At 67.9% G+C, this 19311-nt stretch carries 12 protein-coding genes and 1 pseudogene; 11 read left to right on the plus strand and 2 right to left on the minus strand.

The window, feature by feature from the left end; all coding sequences use genetic code 11:
* The 7 genes from ftsA to ligA all read left to right on the plus strand — a co-directional run bounded on the left by ftsA (position 1) and on the right by ligA (position 10450).
* Positions 1-1245 carry a cell division protein FtsA gene (ftsA, locus tag CP958_RS13485; RefSeq protein WP_096702471.1) on the plus strand — a complete coding sequence of 415 codons (1245 nt, stop codon included), beginning with the start codon at positions 1-3 and terminating at the stop codon, positions 1243-1245.
* Between the two features lie 68 nt (positions 1246-1313).
* Positions 1314-2972, plus strand: coding sequence for a cell division protein FtsZ (gene ftsZ, locus CP958_RS13490; RefSeq protein ID WP_096702472.1), 1659 nt, complete (start codon positions 1314-1316; stop codon positions 2970-2972).
* Positions 2973-3251: 279 nt separating this feature from the next.
* Positions 3252-4229 carry a UDP-3-O-acyl-N-acetylglucosamine deacetylase gene (gene lpxC / locus CP958_RS13495; protein ID WP_347337841.1) on the plus strand — a complete coding sequence of 326 codons (978 nt, stop codon included), beginning with the start codon at positions 3252-3254 and terminating at the stop codon, positions 4227-4229.
* 112 nt (positions 4230-4341) lie between these two features.
* On the plus strand, positions 4342-5250 hold the full coding sequence (locus CP958_RS13500) for an outer membrane protein assembly factor BamD (protein WP_096702473.1): 909 nt from the start codon (positions 4342-4344) through the stop codon (positions 5248-5250).
* Positions 5251-6912 (plus strand): DNA repair protein RecN, encoded by a 1662-nt coding sequence (recN, locus tag CP958_RS13505; RefSeq protein ID WP_096702474.1) that lies wholly within the window; start codon positions 5251-5253, stop codon positions 6910-6912.
* 197 nt (positions 6913-7109) lie between these two features.
* Positions 7110-8270: an autotransporter outer membrane beta-barrel domain-containing protein gene (locus CP958_RS13510; RefSeq protein WP_141400515.1), complete on the plus strand. Its 1161-nt coding sequence runs from the start codon at positions 7110-7112 to the stop codon at positions 8268-8270.
* A gap of 71 nt (positions 8271-8341) precedes the next feature.
* Positions 8342-10450, plus strand: coding sequence for an NAD-dependent DNA ligase LigA (gene ligA / locus CP958_RS13515; RefSeq protein WP_096702476.1), 2109 nt, complete (start codon positions 8342-8344; stop codon positions 10448-10450).
* Here the strand turns inward: ligA and CP958_RS13520 are convergent.
* Positions 10386-11630 (minus strand): EAL domain-containing protein, encoded by a 1245-nt coding sequence (locus tag CP958_RS13520; RefSeq protein WP_096702477.1) that lies wholly within the window; start codon positions 11628-11630, stop codon positions 10386-10388. The two genes, ligA and CP958_RS13520, sit on opposite strands and share 65 nt — an antisense overlap.
* Positions 11631-11668: 38 nt before the next feature.
* Positions 11669-12346 (minus strand): response regulator transcription factor, encoded by a 678-nt coding sequence (locus CP958_RS13525; RefSeq protein WP_096702478.1) that lies wholly within the window; start codon positions 12344-12346, stop codon positions 11669-11671.
* A gap of 544 nt (positions 12347-12890) precedes the next feature.
* Between CP958_RS13525 and CP958_RS13530 the strand changes: the two genes are divergently transcribed.
* The 4 genes and pseudogenes from CP958_RS13530 to CP958_RS26995 all read left to right on the plus strand — a co-directional run.
* The gene (locus CP958_RS13530; protein ID WP_096702479.1) at positions 12891-14471 is read left to right on the plus strand and encodes a hypothetical protein; all 1581 of its coding nucleotides are present in this window, start codon (positions 12891-12893) and stop codon (positions 14469-14471) included.
* A gap of 62 nt (positions 14472-14533) precedes the next feature.
* On the plus strand, positions 14534-16336 hold the full coding sequence (gene lepA, locus CP958_RS13535) for a translation elongation factor 4 (RefSeq protein WP_096702480.1): 1803 nt from the start codon (positions 14534-14536) through the stop codon (positions 16334-16336).
* Between the two features lie 247 nt (positions 16337-16583).
* Complete coding sequence (locus tag CP958_RS13540) at positions 16584-17480, plus strand: DUF58 domain-containing protein (protein WP_096702481.1); 897 nt, start codon at positions 16584-16586, stop codon at positions 17478-17480.
* Positions 17477-17674 (plus strand): annotated as a pseudogene (locus CP958_RS26995) (BatA domain-containing protein); the annotation flags it as partial. The gene CP958_RS13540 and the pseudogene CP958_RS26995, both read left to right, overlap by 4 nt.
* Positions 17675-19311: the final 1637 nt, after the last annotated feature.

The following is a 19311-nucleotide window of genomic DNA, read 5'->3' on the forward strand; positions in this document are numbered from 1 at the left end:
ATGGCGGCAAGGAATGGCCTCGTCGCGGCGCTGGACGTGGGCACCACCAAGGTGTGCTGCTTCATCGCCAAGATTCAGGATGACGGCTCGCCCCGCATGGTGGGCATCGGCCATCAGGTGGCGCGTGGCATGCGCAACGGCGCCGTGGTGGACATGGAGGAGCTGGAAACCTCGATCCGCGCCGCCGTCGAGGCCGCCGAGGAAATGGCCAACGATCAGGTCCGCGCCGTCGCCATCAACATCTCGGGCGGCCATCCCGGCTCGGCCAACGTCAAGGTCGAGGTGGCCATGAACGGCCACGCCGTCAACGAGACCGATATCCGCCGCATGCTCGAGCACGGCCGCGCCCATCACGAAAGCCCCGACCGCGAACTGATCCATGCCATTCCGGTGGACTACACCATCGACGGCAACGAAGGCATCAGGGACCCGCGCGGCATGTTCGGCGACCGCTTAGGGGTGGCCATCCACGTCATCGCCGCCGGTATCGGCCCGGTGCGCAACCTGTCCACCGTGGTCAACCGCTGCCACCTCGACATCGAGGCCCGCGTGGTCAGCCCCTACGCCTCGGGCCTGGCCTGCCTGGTGGAGGACGAAAAGGAACTGGGCGTCACCTGCATCGACATGGGCGGCGGCACCACCTCCATCGCCGTGTTCCTGGGCGGCCAGCTCGTTCATACCGACGTCATCGCGGTGGGTGGCGCCCACGTCACCAGCGACATCGCCCGCGGCCTGTCCACCCCGGTGGTGCATGCCGAGCGGCTGAAGACCCTGTACGGCTCGGTGATTCCCTCGGCCTCGGACGACCGCGAAATCCTGAAGGTGCCCCTGGTCGGCGAGGACGAGGACGGCGCCTCCAATCAGGTGCCGCGCTCCATGCTGATCCAGATCATCCAGCCCCGGCTGGAGGAGACCTTCGAACTGGTGCGCTCGCATCTGGAGCAGGGCGGCTTCGACAAGCTGGCCGGGCGCCGCGTGGTGCTGACCGGCGGCGCCAGCCAGATGCAGGGCGCCCGCGATCTGGCCGGCATGGTGCTGGACAAGCAGGTGCGGCTCGGCAAGCCCATGGGGCTGCACGGCCTGCCCGAGGCCACCGGCGGCCCCGCCTTTTCAACCTGTGCCGGATTGATCCGCTACGCCCTGGTCCATGCGCCCGCGCCGTCGCGCGGAAAAAGGGCCGGGACGCGCGGCGAGGGTGCGTCGGGCTGGGGCCGCGTCGGCTCCTGGCTCAAGCGGAATTTCTGAGTTTTAGCGGATTTTACGAGTTCAACGGGCCGGCAACGAATCGGCCACACAGCGCGGAGGACCTGGACATGCTGACTTTCCTTCCCGGAGCTCACCAAGAGCTCAAGCCTCGAATCACCGTGGTGGGCGTGGGTGGTGCCGGCGGCAACGCCGTCAACAACATGATTCTGTCGCGGCTTGAAGGCGTCGAGTTCATCGTCGCCAACACCGATTCCCAGTCGCTCGGCCAAAGCCGCACCGAACGGCGCATCCAGCTGGGCAATCAGGTGACGCAGGGGTTGGGCGCCGGTTCGCGTCCCGACATCGGCCGCGCCGCCGCCGAGGAAAGCCTCGAGGAAATCCTCGGCCAGATCGGCGGGGCCAACATGGTGTTCATCACCGCCGGCATGGGCGGCGGCACCGGCTCGGGCGCCGCTCCGGTCATCGCGCGGGCCGCGCGTGAGCAGGGCATCCTGACGGTCGGCGTGGTGACCAAGCCCTTCCACTTCGAAGGCGCGCACCGCATGCGCACAGCAGAGGGCGCCATCGAGGAACTGCAGCAGTTCGTCGACACCCTGATCATCATCCCGAACCAGAACCTGTTCCGCGTCGCCACCGAGCGCACCACCTTCGCCGATGCCTTCAAGATGGCCGACGACGTGCTGTATTCCGGCGTGCGCGGCGTTACCGACCTGATGATCATGCCCGGCCTGATCAACCTGGACTTCGCCGACATCCGCACCGTGATGAGCGAGATGGGCAAGGCCATGATGGGCACCGGCGAGGCCGAGGGCGACAAGCGCGCCATCGACGCCGCCGAGGCCGCCATCTCCAACCCGCTGCTCGACGACACCTCCATGAAGGGGGCGCGCGGCGTGCTGATCAACATCACCGGCGGCATGGACATGACCCTGTTCGAGGTCGACGAGGCCGCCAACCGCATCCGCGACGAGGTCGATCCCGACGCCAACATCATCTTCGGCTCGACCTTCGACGAGAAGCTGAACGGCAAGATGCGGGTCTCGGTGGTCGCCACCGGCATCGCCTCGGAAGCCGCCGCCCAAGCAAAGCCCACCGTCATTTCGCTGGTCACTCCCGCCGCCCCGGCTCCCCGTCCCGAAGTGGCGCGTCCCGCCGCCGCCCAGGCCCAGGCGCCGTTCTTCCGGCCGCAGGCCCAGCCGGCCGCCGCCCAGTCCGCCGCAGCCATGTCGGCTCCGGTCATGTCGGCTCCGGCCATGTCGGCTCCGGCCATGTCGGCGCCGGCCGCCACCGCCCATGCGCATCAGCCGGCTCACCGTCCCGCGGTGGCCGCCCAGCTCCAGCCCGAACTGGATATCGGGCGTCCCGAGCAGATGATGAGGGCCGAGCCCATGGTGCGCGGCGAAGCCCGCCACGAGCCCGAACTGCGGCTCGAGTCGGACATGCGGGCCGAGCAGCCCGAGATGGAGGCCCGCCACGAGCCGGTCCTCGGCCGTCCGCAGCCCGAGATGAAGGACCTGCACAAGGCGCTGTCCGAGATCAGCGAAGCCGCCTCCGCCCCGACCCTGGCGCCGCAGCCGCCCCAGGAGACCCGGCGCATGGGCGGTCTGCTCGACCGTCTGGTCAACCGTCACCGCGCCCCGGCCCAGCCGGCGCCCCAGCCCCAGCCGCAGCCCCAGCCGCGCATGGAGGCCCGGCGCGAGCCCACCGCCAGCCGGGCGGGCGAGGACCTGGACATTCCGGCCTTCCTGCGCCGCCAGGCCAACTGACCTACTGATCGCGGAAGAGGGGCTTCCCCCTTTTCCGCCCGCGCTGTAAGACTTGGGCCCGACCGGTTCACCGGACGGGCCCTCTTTTTTGTTTCACGCCAAACGGCTCAAGGCCGCCAGCGATTGTTTCACGATCCTGGAGTGAGTGTAACATTTGGCAATAATGATTGATTTGAGCCCTGGACTCCGTGCTGCTACACCTTTCACCATCAAGATGAAGGATCGCCAAACGCCATACGACACAAGCGGCGCGGCGAGCCAGGAGACAGGGGATTTAGCGTGAGTCAGATCGTCACCAATCTGCGTCCCGAAGCCAAGCCCTCCTCCGAATCCATGCGTCAGCGGACCTTGAAGAGCGCCATCGGCTGCACCGGCATCGGCCTGCATTCCGGCGCCAAGGTGACCATGGTCCTGCATCCCGCCGAGGCCGGCACCGGCATCCGCTTCCGCCGCGTCGACATCGCCGGCGGCGGCGCCATCGTCCCGGCCCTGTGGTCGTCGGTGGGCGACACCCGCATGAACACCTGCCTGAAGAACGAGGCCGGCGTGGTGGTCGGCACCGTCGAACACCTGATGAGCGCCCTGGCCGGCATGCAGATCGACAATTGCCTGATCGAGATCAACGGCCCGGAAGTGCCGGTGATGGACGGTTCGGCCGCCCCCTTCCTGTTCCTCATCGAATGCGCCGGCGTGGTCGAGCAGAACGCTCCCCGTCAGGCCATCAGGATCCTCAAGCGCGTGACGATCAAGGACGGCGAGCGCGTCGCCTCGCTGACCCCGTCCTCGGGCTTCTCGGTGCGCTTCGAGATCGATTTCGGCGCCTCGGCCATCTCGCGCCAGGAATTCTTCGTCAACCTGTCGCGCGGCACCTTCAAGGCGGAAATCTCCCGCGCGCGGACCTTCGGGTTCGAGCAGGAAGTGGCCATGCTGCGCTCCCACGGTCTGGCCCGCGGCGGTTCGCTGGACAACGCGGTGGTGATCGACAGCACCGGCACCAAGGTGCTCAATGACGACGGCCTGCGCTATCAGGATGAATTCGTCCGTCACAAGGTGCTGGACGCGGTGGGCGACCTCTATCTGGCCGGCGCCCCCCTGCTGGGCCATTATCACGGCGTGCGCGCCGGTCATGCCGTCACCAATCAGTTGCTGCGCGCCCTGTTCGCCGACAGCAGCGCCTGGGAACTGACCTCCATCGCCCCCGGCTCGGCCGCCGCGCCGTTCGCCGCCGCGCCGCTGGCCCTCGCCGCCAACGGCTGAAGAGTTTACGACCCCCAATGGCCCTCTCCGCTTCGTGGTGGAGAGGGTTTTTTTGCGGCTGGAAGCTGCTATAGTGCGGGCCGTTCCTGTCCTGTCCACGCAAAGAGCCTCCATGCGCCATCGCTCAGCCACCTCCCGTTTCCTGCCGGCCCTCGCCCTGTCGGCGGCCCTGGCCACCGGATTGGGGGCATGCAGCGAGAAGAAGCCCGAATATGTCGAGCGCCCGGTGGAGGAGCTCTACAACGAGGCCATGGATCTGGTCGACGCCAACGAATACTACAAGGCCGCCCAACTGTTCGACGAGGTGGACCGCCAGCATCCCTATTCGGTGTGGGCGACCAAGGCGCAGTTGATGAGCGCCTATGCGCTGTACGAACGCAACAAGTACGACGACGCCATCGTCGCCCTGGACCGCTTCATCCAGTTGCATCCGGGCAACAAGAGCATCGCCTACGGCTACTACCTCAAGGGCCTGTGCTATTACGAGCAGATCGCCGATGTGGGCCGCGACCAGAAGCTCACCGAGCAGGCGCTGAAGATCCTGCAGGAAGTGGTCGACCGCTTCCCCACCACGCCCTATGCCCGCGACGCCATGCTGAAGATCGACCTCGCCCGCGACCATATCGCCGGCAAGGAAATGAATGTCGGCCGCTACTACCAGCACCTCGAACACCATCTGGCGGCGCTCAACCGGTTCAAGCTGGTGGCCGAGCAGTACCAGACCACTACCCACGTGCCCGAGGCGCTGTATCGCATGGTGGAAATCTACACCGCCCTGGGCCTGGACCAGGAGGCGGCGCGCGCCGCGGCGGTGCTGGGCCACAATTTCCCCGGCAGCGAGTGGTACGAAGACGCCTACACCATGGTCGAGCACGGCAACATCAACCCGTCGGGCGCCTCGAAGAAGGGTTGGACCGACTCGCTGTCCTTCTGGTCCGACGACAAAGCCAAGCCCAAGCCCAAGGCCGACGATCCCGCCAAGACCAGCGGCGGCTGGTTCAACTGGGCCAAGTTCTGGTAGATGCTGACCGCGCTGTCGATCCGCGACGTCGTCCTGATCGAGCGGCTTGATCTCTCCTTCGACGGGGGATTGTCGGTGTTCACCGGCGAGACCGGCGCCGGCAAATCCATCTTGCTGGACTCCCTGGGGCTGGCCTTGGGAGCCCGCGCCGAATCCGGTCTGGTCCGCCATGGCACCGCCCAGGCGGTGGTGACCGCCGAGTTCGATCCCCCCGCCAACCACCCCGCCCGCACCTTGCTGGCCGAACAGGACATGGAGGCCGCCGAAGGGCCGCTGCTGCTCCGCCGGGTGCTGACCGCCGACGGCCGGTCGCGCGCCTATGTCAACGACCAGCCGGTCAGCGTCGGGCTGCTGCGCAAGGTCGGCGACGAGCTGGTGGAGATTCACGGCCAGTTCGAAAGCCACGGCCTGCTGGATTCCGCCACCCATCTGGGCGTGCTGGATTCCTTCGCCGGGCAGGCCGAAATCCGCACCGCCCTCGCCGGCGCCTGGACCACCTGGCGCGACGCCGCCCGCGCCCGCGCCGAGGCCGAGGCCGATCTGGCCCGTGCCAAGGCGGAGGAGGAGCACCTGCGGCAGGTGCACGAGGACCTCGCCGCCTTGGCCCCCAAGCCGGGGGAGGAGGCGGAACTGGCCGCCAGCCGCGCCGTGATGATGCATGGCGAGAAGCTGCTCGAGGCCATGAACGCCGCCCAGGGCGCCCTGACCCACAAGGGTGAGGTGGAGGCGTCCTTGCGCTCCGCCGCCCGTGCCCTGGAGCGCGTCGCCGAGAAGGCCGAGGGCAAGCTGGACCCGGTGATCGCCGCCCTGGACCGCGCCGCCCAGGAAGCCTCGGAGGCCACCAACCTGCTGGAGCGCGCCTCCGCCGAGATCGACCTCGATCCCCGCCATCTGGAAAAGGTCGAGGAGCGGCTGTTCGCCCTGCGCGCCGCCGCCCGCAAGCATCAGTTGGCCGTCGACGAACTGCCGCTGCTGCTCGACCGCCTGGGTCGCCAACTGGCCCAGCTGGAAGGCGGCGGCGACGGCCTCGCCCGGCTGGCCCGCGCCGAACAGGCGGCCCGCACCGCCTATCTGGAACAGGCCCGCGCCCTGTCCAAGGCCCGCCTTGGCGCCGCCGCCCGGCTGGACAAGGCGGTGGCCGCCGAACTGCCGCCCCTGAAGCTGGACAAGGCCCGCTTCCAGACCCGCGTCACCCAGGTGGACGAGGCCCAATGGGGGCCTTCCGGCCTGGATCAGGTCGGCTTCGAGGTCGCCACCAATCCCGGCTCGGCTCCCGGTCCGTTGGGCAAGATCGCCTCGGGCGGTGAGCTGTCACGCTTCATGCTGGCCCTGAAAGTAGTGCTGGCCCGCATTTCCTCGACGCCGACCATCGTCTTCGACGAGGTGGATTCCGGCATCGGCGGCGCCGTGGCCGCCGCCGTCGGCGAGCGCCTGGGCCGTCTGGCCGAGTCCTTGCAAATCCTGGTGGTCACCCATTCCCCCCAAGTGGCGGCCAGGGGCGGCCACCACTACCGCGTCGCCAAGGCCGAAGCGGCCGGCAAGGTCGCCACCGGCGTCGAACGCCTGTCGCCCGAAGCGCGGCGCGAGGAAGTCGCCCGCATGCTGTCGGGCGAGGTCATCACCGACCACGCCCGCGCCGCCGCCGATGCGCTGATGGTGTGAATGGCGCGACGTAAATGTGTCGCGCCCTGACACATCCAATCGATATGTAGCAACGGCATTACAAAAGCTTTCCCCCAGCCTGAAACCTGTGTATCCCCGAAAAAGATGCACGCAGACGTCGGTGGGCCGATGCCAGCCACGATATACACCCTCGTATGTCTACGTATACACACAACCGCCAGGACCAGGGGCCTCTCATGATCACCAGTAAATTGCTTCCGGTTCTTGCCGCGGCGGGGACCTTGGCCGCGATCAATCCCGCCTTCGCCGGTTGCGACGTCACGCCGGTGACGCAGCAGGCCTCCACCGCCGCCAGCACCAATACCGCCGGCCTGATCGCCAGCCGCGTCACCTCGGTGGTCACCGGCGGAGGCGGATTCACCGCATCCTCCGGCGGAGGAGCCACCGGCGGAGGAACCACTCCCGGAGGCACCTCGACCGGCAGCGGCGGCCCGACCCTGAACACCGCGCCGACCCCCACGTCCTCGTCCTGCGGAGCAACGACCACTCCGCCCCCGGACAACCTCACTGAGGATGAGGCCACCTCCAGGCAGGGCTCCAGCGCCGCCGCCAACAAGTCGGGAAAGATCAATTCCGTGTGGGTCGCCAGTTCGGTTACCTGGCTGAAGAAGACCGACCGCAACGGCGATTTCGGCGGCACCATCACCAACGGCATCGTCGGCTATGACCGCCGCCTGACCGAAAGCCTGATCGGCGGCCTCGCCGTCGGCTACGAGAAGGTGCTGATCAACACCAAGTACGTCGCCAACGGCGGCTCGGTGGAGGGCGATACGGTCTCGTTCTCCCCCTATCTGGGCTACAGCATCAACGACTGGCTGGTCGCCGACGGCGTCGCCGGCTATGCCCGCATCACCTACCGCTTCAAGTCCAACGCCACCGAGATCGGCGACGCCACCGCCAACCGCATCTTCGGTGCCGGCAACCTCACCGCCTACACGCGGTATGACGACACCCTGCTCAAGGCCACCCTCGGCTATTTGCGCATCGCCGAGTTCCAGGGGAACTACACCACCAACGCCAACACCTTCAACCGCGATTCCCTGGCCAATTTCGGTCAGGTCCGCGCCACCCTGGCCGCCGGCCACGACTTGAAGACCAGCTACGGCGTGTTCACCCCCAACGTGTTCGCCCGCTATGAATACGATCTGCCCCATGCCCAAAAGGTCGATCTGGCCAATAGCTACCGCAGCAGCAACGATCCCGACGGCGTGGTGTTCGGCGTCGGCCTCGACTTCCTTGTCAGCGACTTCAAGGTGAACGTCGGAGCCAGCACCTCCCAGTTCCGCGAAAACCTGGAAAGTTACAGCCTGGACGCCACCGTCCGTTACGCTTTCTGAACCTGTCCGGGAAAGGGGGTGGCTTCGGCCACCCCCTTTATTTCCTGGGGCACCGGCCGTATAACCGGCCCATGAGCCGAGCCCCCATTCCCGTCGCCGCCCTGACTCCGTTCGAAGCCCGCATCGAGCATGCCGAGCTGGCCGAGAAGATCGCCCGCTGGGACCAGGCCTATCACGGCCAGGACGCCCCCGAGGTCACCGACGATATCTATGATGCCGCCCGCCGCCGCCTGGGCGAGATCGGGGAGCGTTTCCCCGAACTGACCGCCAGGAGCCCGATCAGGGACAAGGTGGGTGCCGCCCCGGCCGAAGGCTTCGGCAAGCTGGTGCACGCCGTGCCCATGCTGAGCCTGGACAACGCCTTCGCGCCCGAGGACGTGGTCGAGTTCGACGCCAAGGTCAGACGCTTCCTGGGCCTTGCGGACGACGCGGAACTGGCCTACGTGGCCGAGCCCAAGATCGACGGCCTGTCCATCAACCTGCGTTACGAGAAGGGCGAGTTCGTCTCGGCCGCCACGCGGGGCGACGGGACGGAAGGCGAGGACGTCACCCGCAACCTGGAAACCTTCCCCGCAGGCCAGTTGCCCCGCACGCTGGCCCCCGACGCGCCGGCGGTGATCGAAATCAGGGGCGAGGTCTTCATGACCAAGGCCGATTTCCTGGCGCTCAACCAGCGGCAGGAAGCGGCGGGAGAGAAGGTCTTCGCCAATCCCAGGAACGCCGCCGCCGGCAGCTTGCGCCAGTTGGACCCCAAGGTCACGGCGTCACGGCCGCTGTCGCTGTTCGCCTATGCCATGGGCGAGGCGTCCAGCCCGCCCGCCTCCAGCCATTGGGGGTATCTCGAGCGCCTGCGGGCCTGGGGTTTCATGGTCAATCCGCTGATTCGCCGCTGCGATGGCGTGGCGGGACTGCTGGCCGCCTATGAGTCCTTGGGCGAGGCTCGCGCCTCGCTTCCCTACGACATCGACGGCATCGTCTACAAGGTGGACGATCTGGAACTGCAAAAGCGCCTGGGCTTCGTGTCGCGCAGCCCCCGCTGGGCCATCGCCCACAAATTCCCCGCCGAGCAGGCCACCACAGTGCTGGAGGCCATCGACATCCAGGTGGGCCGCACCGGAGCGCTGACTCCGGTGGCACGCCTGACCCCGGTCAACGTGGGCGGCGTGGTGGTGTCCAACGCCACGCTCCACAACGAGGACGAGATCGCCCGCAAGGACGTGCGCATCGGCGACACGGTGATCGTGCAGCGGGCCGGCGACGTCATTCCGCAGATCGTCGGCGTGGTGCCGGGCAAGCCGCGTGGTCCCGCCGCCTATGTCTATCCCGAAGTGTGCCCGGTGTGCGGCGCCCATGCGGTGCGGCCCGAGGGCGAGGTGATCCGCCGCTGCACCGGCGGCCTGACCTGCGAGGCCCAGGCCAAGGAGCGGCTGAAGCATTTCGTGTCGCGCAACGCCTTCGACATCGAGGGACTGGGCGAGAAGAACATCGAGTTCCTGTGGGAGCGCGGCTGGGTGCGCGCCCCCGCCGACATCTTCAAGCTCAGGGACCGCAACGACGGCGAGCCTCTGCAAAAGCTCGAGAACTTCGAGGGTTGGGGCAAGCGCTCCACCGAGAAGCTGTTCGAGTCCATCCGCACCCGCGCCCGCATGGGCCTTGAACGCTTCATCTTCGCCCTGGGCATCCGCCAGATCGGCGAGGCCACCGCCAAGCGCCTGGCGCGGCATTACGGCAGCCTGGACACCTGGCGCGCCGCCATGCTGGCCGGCACGGACGAGGCGGCGGCGGAACTGACCAGCATCGAGGATATCGGCCCCTCGGTGGCCCAGGACCTGCTGGATTTCTTCAAGGAAGCGCACAACGTCGCCGCGGTGGACGAACTGGTCGCCGCCATGCGGGACCTGGGCGGTGCCGTCGAGGACGCCAAGGTCATCGAGGCCACCGCCTCGCCCGTCGCCGGCAAGGCGGTGGTGTTCACCGGCACCCTGGTCACCATGACCCGGCCCGAGGCCAAGGCCCGCGCCGAGGCGTTGGGCGCCAAGGTGGTGGGCAGCGTGTCGAAGAAAACCGATTACGTGGTGGTGGGTGCCGATGCCGGTTCCAAGGCCGCCGAGGCGGTCAAGCTGGGCATACCGACGCTCTCTGAGCAGGAATGGCTGGAGCTGATCGGCGCGGCGGGGTGACCGCCGCGGCGGGAAGCTCCTCCTGGCTGCGCCCCTCGTTGAAGTTGATGCCGGCGCGGAACATCTTGTCCGCCAGATAGCCCTGCACGAAGGGGATGCCCATGGCCTGGGCGAAGTCCAGCGCCCGCTCGCTGTCGCAGCGGGTCAGCACCACCTTCTCCGGGCCGTATTCCTTGATGGCGCGGATGGCCACCTCCAGATCCCGGTGCGGCAGGGTGGTGATCTGCTCGGACCACTTGATCTTGGCGAACTCGGCCCCGGCCGGCAGGCGGAACACCCGCAGATCGCTCAGGGACAGGCCGTCGACGCACAGCGGCACGTTCAGTTCGGACGCCCGGCGCGTCAGGGCGTCCAGATCGGCCGAATGCTGCAGGAAATCCCCCCGGTCGATCTCGGCGAAAATCTTGCCCGACAGCCGGGCGGGAATGCCGTCCATGAAGGTCTCGAATTCCTTGGACAGCAGGCTGGTGCCCAGCAGGTTGATGGAGAAGGCCTTGTGGCGGTACTCGCCGATCTCGCGGCTGATGATCCGCATCAGACGCAGGTCCAGCTCGGCCTTGATCAGGTGGAACAGCGCCGGATTGCCGGCGATGTCGTGCTCGGGGCAGGCGGCCTTGCGCATCTGGTCCAGGGAGGCGAAGAATTCCAGGTACTCGATCCCCGGCTTCTTCCCGGCCCAGCGATAGACCGGCTGATTGAAGATCATGGCGCGGATGTCGCTGTCGCGGATGACCCGGACGACGGCCTCGAACTCCTTCAGCCCGATGGCCGGCCGGGAGGCCACCGGAGCCACCGAGACCAGCGCCTTGACCGAGGTGATCAGCTTCGCCAGATCGCGGCCGGCGTCGAAGACCTTGAAATACTTGGCCTCGCCATAGCTGTTGACCCGGGGGCTCTCCTCGCCGAAGAACAGGGTCTCGAGGCGCGAGCACACGGTCTGGATCACCGCCGCCGAAACCTGGGCGCAGATGAACACCATGTCGCCCGACGACAGGACGAAGCAGCCGGAATCGGGAATGTTGAACAGATTGCGGGAAACCAGATCGCGGCCCTTGGCCAGCTTCTCGGCATGCTTGGGATCGCCCTTGGCCCACGACGTGAAGACATGGACCACCCGCTTGCCGTAGGGCGAGCGGCGCACCTGGGCGATGGCCTTCAGCAACTCCTGATCGTCACTCATGTCCAACGCAGCCCCTATTCCCCGTAATTACGCTGAAATCACACCACCAGCCCCTCCCGCAGGGCGATGGCCGCCAGGGCCACCGGTGTCCTCACCCCCAACTTGTTCATGATGTTCTCGCGGTGCCGGTCCACCGTCTTGACGCTGATCCCCAGAATTCCCGCCACCTTCTGGTTGGTGTAGCCCTCGGCCAGCAGTTTCAGCACCTGACGCTCGCGCCCCGAAAGCGGCGCCACCGCGCCGACGGCCGATGCCGGCCCCTCCTCGCCCATGTCCAGCACCAGACGGGCCGAAGGCGACACGTAACGCCGGCCGGCCACCACCTCGGCGATGGCCATCTCCAGGTCCTGCCAGCCGCCCGCCTTCAAGGTGTAGGCGTCGGCTCCCAGGGCGAAGGCCCGCTTCATGGTCGCCCCGTCCTGCGTCCCGGTCAGCACGACGATCCGACTGGTCGGGCTGCGCCGCTTCACCAGGGGAATGATGTCCATCCCATCAAGCCCCGGCATGGAAAGATCCAGGATGATCAGATCGGGCTTGGCGTCGGCGATCAGGCGAATTGCCGCCACGCCGTCATCGGCCTCGCCGACCACGTCGATCCACGCCATGCCCTCCAAGGCGCGCCGGATCGCCGTCCGCACAATCCCGTGATCGTCAACCAGCACAGTCCGAACAGCCGCCCGATCACCATTCATCACCGCCACCAATACCGTGATCACTCAGTCCCTCGGAGAGGATATCACGGCCTTTCAAGGCTTTGGTCGAGACCTCAGTATGACATACTGTATATATAGCGAATAATCGATCTATGCCGTAAGTGTTCCCGCGACCAGAACCAACCACTTCGGCAAACCAAACCGCCATGCCGACTCATTAGCCCAGACTCTTCGAAGCATGCAATTGGGAGATTCCCCCATTCTTCAGTCACTAACGCTACATCTTCATTTACATTCCAGTCATATTAATTCGGATAATTACTGCACCACAGAGAAATAACCAGCCAAATCAACGACAATGGCTTCCACACCATCATTTTACGGCCACATACAGCGACATTCGCCATAGACCTCTTGTGCGGCGCAACAATATGCGCAATGATTCTATTTATATTCTGAATCCAGCCTTTAATCTGACACAACAAGACCCAGTCCCGTGACACTTCGGCACCGAAAGCCGGCGACAAGCCCTCCGCCCCCCGGCCCGAGGCGCCGAAAGCAGCCAGACCAGTTGCCGTTCCCGCCGCACTCCCGTATACGGTGAAGCATGGCGGACGATCCCAACGACAGAAGGGCGGAACTGCAGCGCCGGGCGCGCGACCTCGCGGCCATGCGGGGCGCTGCGTCCAAGCCCGCCCAGGCCGAACCGGAAGCTCCCGCCGCCGAGTCCGAGGCCCCGGCGGCCGTCCCCGCTGCCGCCCCCGCCGCCGACGGCGCCAGGAGCGGCGGCCTGCTGGAACTGCTGGTCAGCCTGTTCAAGCCCAAGTCCGCCCAGCCGCCCCAGCCGGTTCCGGTTCCCGTCGCCGCCGAGGGGCCGTCCTTCACCATCTTGGTGGCGGCGCTGTCCGGCGATGCCGATGGGCAGGCGGCCACCCAGCTCAATCAGGTCCTCAACGCCCGCCCGGCCTTCAAGGTCAAGGCGGTGCCGCGCGTCTACCAGCTGGACCGCCTGGACGACCCGGCCCTGGTGGCCGGCGTGTCGCTCAACACAAGGCACGCGGTGGCCGAGGAGGACGCCGATCTGCTGGTATGGGGCGAGTTCGGCAAGGACGGCTATCGTCTGCGCCTCGCCACCGCCAGCAATGACGACGAGCGCGCCGCCTCGTTCGGCACCACCACCCGCATCGAGCTGCCCGCCGAGCTGGGCGAGGGACCGTCCAACCTGCTCTATGCCGCCTGCCTCGCCGCCGTGGAGGTCCCCACCGAGGCGCACCGCAACTCCATCCGCCGCCTGATGCCCGCCGCCGCCGCTCAGGTGGAGAGTCTGGCCGCCAAGCCGCCGGTGCAGATGTCCATGGGACAGCAGCGCTCGTGCCAGCTGGTGTTCGGCCATGTCGCCACCATCAACGCCATGGTGGTGCCGGCGGAGGAAACCAACCTGTGGTTCGACAAGGCCATCAACGCCTACCGTCAGGCCCAGCGGCGTCTGGCCCGCACCGACCCCACCTGGGAGACCGGGCTGATCCACAAGCATATCGGCGCGGTGCTGTCGGCCAAGGCGGAACGGTCCAAGGACCCCGCGCCCTTGCTGGAGGAAGCCATCAAGGAATGGCGTCAGGCGGTGGAATGCCTGCCCCGCGCCCTGATGCCGCAGGAATGGGCCTCGGCCCAGGTGCGGCTGGGGGTGGCGCTCTATCGTCTCGACCTCAAGACCGGCCAGACCGAGTTGCTGCGCGAATCGGTGCAGGCGCTGCAGGCCACGCTGCAGGTCTATTCCCGCACCGAGACGCCTCAGCGCTGGGCCGAGGTCATGCACAACATCGCCCAGGTTCTGGAAGTCTATGGCGACCAGTTGAAGAGCACCGAGGTCCTGAAGCGCTCCATCGACGCCTGCCATTCGGTGCTGGAGATCAGAACGCGCGAGCGCGGGCCGCTGGCCTGGGCGGCGACCCAGAACACGCTCGGCTCGGCCCTGTTCCTGCTGGACCGTCATTCCACAGGCGCCGGCCATCTGACCGAGGCGGAACAGGCGCTGGCCGCCGCGCTGGAGGTGTTCCAGAACCACGGCGCCAAGGGACCGGCCAAGGTGGCGGCCAAGAATCTCGGCCATGTGCGCAAACTGGCCGAAACCCGCAAGACCCGCCAGGTGATCGAACCCCATTGGCTGGACGATCCCGACAGCAAGTAGCTTCCCAAAACGGGCGCCGCGCACTATGGTCCGGCAGCCCCGACTCAAGTTGATTGCCTTCCATGACCAAGCTCACCCATATCCGCAATTTCTCCATCGTCGCCCATATCGACCACGGCAAATCCACCCTGGCCGATCGCCTGATCCAGGCCTGCGGCGCCATCGAGGCGCGCGAGATGAAGGAGCAGATGCTCGATTCCATGGATATCGAGCGCGAGCGCGGCATCACCATCAAGGCCCAGACCGTGCGGCTGGAATACAAGGCCAAGGACGGCAAGACCTACCAGTTGAACCTGATGGACACCCCCGGCCACGTGGACTTCGCCTACGAGGTCTCCCGCTCGCTGGCCGCCTGCGAGGGCTCGCTGCTGGTGGTCGACGCCTCGCAAGGAGTCGAGGCCCAGACCCTGGCCAACGTCTATCACGCCCTGGATGCCGGCCATGAAGTGGTGCCGGTCCTCAACAAGATCGACCTGCCGGCGGCCGAGCCCGAGCGCGTCAAGCAGCAGATCGAGGACGTCATCGGCCTGGATACCTCGGACGCGGTGATGATCTCGGCCAAGACCGGCATCGGCATCGGCGACGTGCTGGAAGCCCTGGTCAACCGCCTGCCCTGCCCCGAAGGCGATGCCGACGCGCCGCTGCAGGCTTTGCTGGTGGATTCCTGGTACGACCCCTATCTCGGCGTCATCATCCTGGTGCGCATCAAGAACGGCGTCCTGAAGAAGGGCCAGAAGATCCGCATGATGGCCACCGAAGCCGCCTATCAGGTGGATTCCTGCGGCTATTTCACGCCCAAGCTGGTGCAGACCACCGAGTTGCGCCCCGGCGAGATGGGCTTCTTCACCGCCGCCATCAAGGCGGTGGCCGACACCAAGGTGGGCGACACCGTCACCGACGACAGGAAGCCCGCCGAGACCCCGCTGCCCGGTTTCAAGCCCAGTGTGCCGGTGGTGTGGTGCGGCCTGTTCCCCATCGACGCCGCCGATTACGAGGATTTGCGCGACAGCCTCGCCAAGCTGCGCCTCAACGACGCCAGCTTCCAGTACGAGCCCGAGACCTCGGCGGCGCTCGGCTTCGGCTTCCGCTGCGGCTTCCTCGGCCTTTTGCACCTGGAGATCATCCAGGAGCGGCTCGAGCGCGAGTTCAACCTCGACCTGATCACCACCGCGCCGTCCGTGGTCTATCGCGTCCACAAGACCAACGGCGAGATGGAAGAACTGCACAATCCCGCCGACATGCCCGATCCGGCCCGCATCGACCACATGGAAGAGCCGTGGATCAAGGCCACCATCATGGTCCCCGACGAATACCTGGGGCCCGTGCTGACGCTCTGCACCGAGCGGCGCGGCCAGCAGATCGACCTGACCTATGCGGGTTCGCGCGCCATGGCGGTCTACAAGCTGCCGCTCAACGAGGTGGTGTTCGACTTCTACGACCGCCTGAAATCCATCAGCCGGGGCTATGCCAGCTTCGACTACGAAGTGGACAGCTACGCCCAGTCCGATCTGGTCAAGGTCTCCATCCTGGTCAATGCCGAGCCGGTGGATGCGCTCTCCTTCGTGGTCCACCGCGCCAACGCCGAGAGCCGGGGCCGGGGCATCTGCACCCGCCTCAAGGAACTGATTCCGCGCCAGATGTTCCAGATCGCCATCCAGGCCGCCATCGGCGGGCGCATCGTGGCGCGCGAAAGCATCAGCGCCTTGCGCAAGGACGTGACCGCCAAATGCTATGGCGGCGACGCCACCCGCAAGCGCAAGCTGCTGGAGAAGCAGAAGGAAGGCAAAAAGCGCATGCGCCAGTTCGGCAAGGTGGAGATTCCGCAATCCGCCTTCCTGGCCGCCCTCAAGATGGGTGATTCGTAGATCCACGCTGTCGGCAGCATTTCGAGCGGCCAGATCGCGTCACCACGAAGGCACGAAGAAAAGGGAAGGACACGAGGAAGGAAGAAATCTCCTTCTTTTTCCTTCCCTCTCCTTCGTGCCTTCGCGCCTTCGCGCCTTCGCGCCTTCGTGGTGAAAGACACGCCCCTGCCGCCGTCCTGTCGTTCGGGGTGACGCGCCGTGGCAATGCCACTAGACTTGCCTTCCTTCAATCCCAAGGCAGGACCGGATGATCGGCGCGACGGGTTCAGGACGACAGGGGAGTGGCGGACAGGCCGAGCTGCGGGCCGAGGAGCTGGCCTCGCGCTTTCCGCCGTTGCTGGTCGAGGCCGAGCGCGTGGCGCAATCGGTCGCCCAGGGAACCCACGGCCGCCGCCGGGCCGGCTCGGGCGATGCCTTCTGGCAGTACCGCCGGGCCCAGCCGGGCGACGGGGCCGGAGCCATCGACTGGCGCCGCTCGGCCCGCTCCGACCATCTTTATGTGCGCGAGACCGAATGGGCGGCGTCGCAGACCGTCTGGCTGTGGCTGGACGGCTCGCCCTCCATGCACTGGCGCTCCGACACCGGCCTGCCCACCAAGCACTCCCGCGCCCGTCTGCTGATCCTCGCCCTGGCCGCCTTGGCTCTCAAGGGCGGCGAACGGGTGGCGCCGCTGGCCGGCACCGCGCCGCCCTGCTGGGGCAACGGGGCGCTGTCCCGGCTGGCCGACGCCCTGGAACGCGCCGCCGACGCGCCGCCCGCCCCGCCGGATCGCCTGCCCCGCCACGCCACCCTGGTCCTGGCCGGCGACTTCCTCGATCCCCTGCCCCAGATTCAGGCCCGCATGGAAGCACTGGCCGGACTGGGGGCCGGCGGCCATCTTCTGCAGGTGCTGGACCCCGCCGAGGAAACCCTGCCCTATGCCGGCCGCCTGCGCTTCCAGGGCCTGGAGGGCGAAGGGGAGCTGGAGACCGGCCGGGCCGAGGACCTGCGCGACGACTACCGGCGGCGGCTGACCGCCCAGCGCGACGGGCTGGCCGCCATGGCGCGGGGGCTGGGATGGAGTTTCGCCACCCACCGCACCGATCGCCCGGCCGCCGCCTGTCTGCTGGCCTTGGCCCAGAAAGTGGGGGGGCAGGCCCCATGACCCTGCTGCCCGGCTTCGCCTTCGCCGCCCCCTGGGCGCTGGCGCTGCTGGCCGGCCTGCCGCTGCTGTGGCGGTTGCTGCGGGTGACGCCGCCCCGCCCCCGCAAGGTGGCGTTTCCCGCCTTGCCCTTGCTGCTGGGCCTTGACACCGCCCGGCGACAGACGGAGACCACGCCGTTCTGGCTATTGCTGCTGCGCCTGATCCTCGCCGCCCTGCTGATCCTGGCCGCCGCCGGCCCCAGCCTGGACTCCCGCCCCGTCGGCGAGGGTGAAGGGCCGCTACTGGTGGTGATCGACGACGGCTGGGCCTCGGCGCGGGACTGGGACCGGCGCCACGACCATCTGGACGGATTGCTGGCCGCCGCCGAGCGCACCGGCCGCCCGGTCCTGCTGCTGAACACCGCGCCGCCCGCCGATGGCGGCCCCATCACCCTGGGCAGGCTGATGCCGGCCGCCGAGGCCCGCACCCTGGCGGCGGGCATGGAGCCCCGGCCGTGGCCCACCGACCGCGCTGCCGCCGTCAAGGCGCTGGACTCCCTGTCCTTTGACCGCGCCGGGCGGGTGGTATGGCTGAGCGACGGACTGGCCGACCCGGCTGATGCCGCCCTGGCCCGCCGGCTGCAGGGCCTGGGAGGGGAACTGGATGTGGTGACGGGCAGGAGCGGCCGTCTGCTGCTGCCGCCCGAGGCCGGCGCCTCCGCCGAGCGTTTGGCCCCCATCGCCCGCCGCCTGCCGGCACCGGAGGCCGAGCCGGTGGCGGTGCGGGCGCTGGATGCCAAGGGCGTGGTGCTGGCCCGGGGCGAAGGCCGCTTCGAGCCCGGCCGCGCCACCGCCCAGATCACCGTCGACCTGCCTACCGCGCTGCGCAACCGGCTGACCCGCCTGGAGATCGAGGGCGAGCATTCGGCCGGCGCCACCCTGCTGCTGGATGAAAGCAGCCGGCGGCGCTCGGTGGGGATGGCCGGCGGCGATCCCTCGTCGGCGCCGCTGCTCGACCGCCTCTATTACGTGGAGCGGGCCCTGGCGCCCCATGCCGAGCTGAAGCGGGGCGAGGCGGCGGAGTTGGCCGCCGATCCGGCGCTCGACGTGATCATCCTGGCCGATCTGCCCCTGCCCACCGGCCCCACCGCCTTCAAGCTGGCCGCAAGGGTCGAGCAGGGCGGCGTGCTGGTGCGTTTCGCCGGGCCGCTGGTCGCCCAAGGCGCCGTCGGCGACCCGCTGCTTCCCGTCCCCCTGCTCTCGGGCGGGCGCGCCCTGGGCGGCGTGCTGTCGTGGACGACGCCCATGCGCCTCGCCCCCTTCCCCGAAACGTCGCCCTTCCATGGCCTCGCCATCCCCGACGACGTGGAAATCCGGTCGCAGGTGCTGGCCGAGCCCGGACTGGAGCTGGCGCAGCGTACCTGGGCGTCGCTGACCGACGGTACCCCCCTGGTCACCGCCCTGCGGCGCGGCAGGGGCTGGGTGGTGCTGATCCACACCAGCGCCAATGCGGAATGGGGCAACCTCGCCCTGTCGGGTCTGTTCGTCGACATGCTGCGCCGCCTCACCGCCCTGTCCCAGGGGGGAAGCGGCACGGCGGCCCAGACGGGCAAGCTGGCACCCGCCGACCTGCTGGACGGGCTGGGGCGCCTCGCCCCCGCCGCCGGCATCGCCGCCCCCATGGAGCGGGACGCCCTGGCCGCCACCCTTCCCCAGCCCCGTCATCCACCCGGCTTCTATGGCCCGGCCGAGGCGCGGGCCGCCTTCAATCTCGGCCCCGCCCTCCCCCCCGCCAGCCGTCTGGTGCCGCCGCCCGGCGCCGCCGCCAGATCCGCCASRGYAGAGCCCGCCCG

Origin of the sequence: Magnetospirillum sp. 15-1 (assembly GCF_900184795.1) — a bacterium.
In the GTDB taxonomy this organism is placed as follows: domain Bacteria; phylum Pseudomonadota; class Alphaproteobacteria; order Rhodospirillales; family Magnetospirillaceae; genus Phaeospirillum.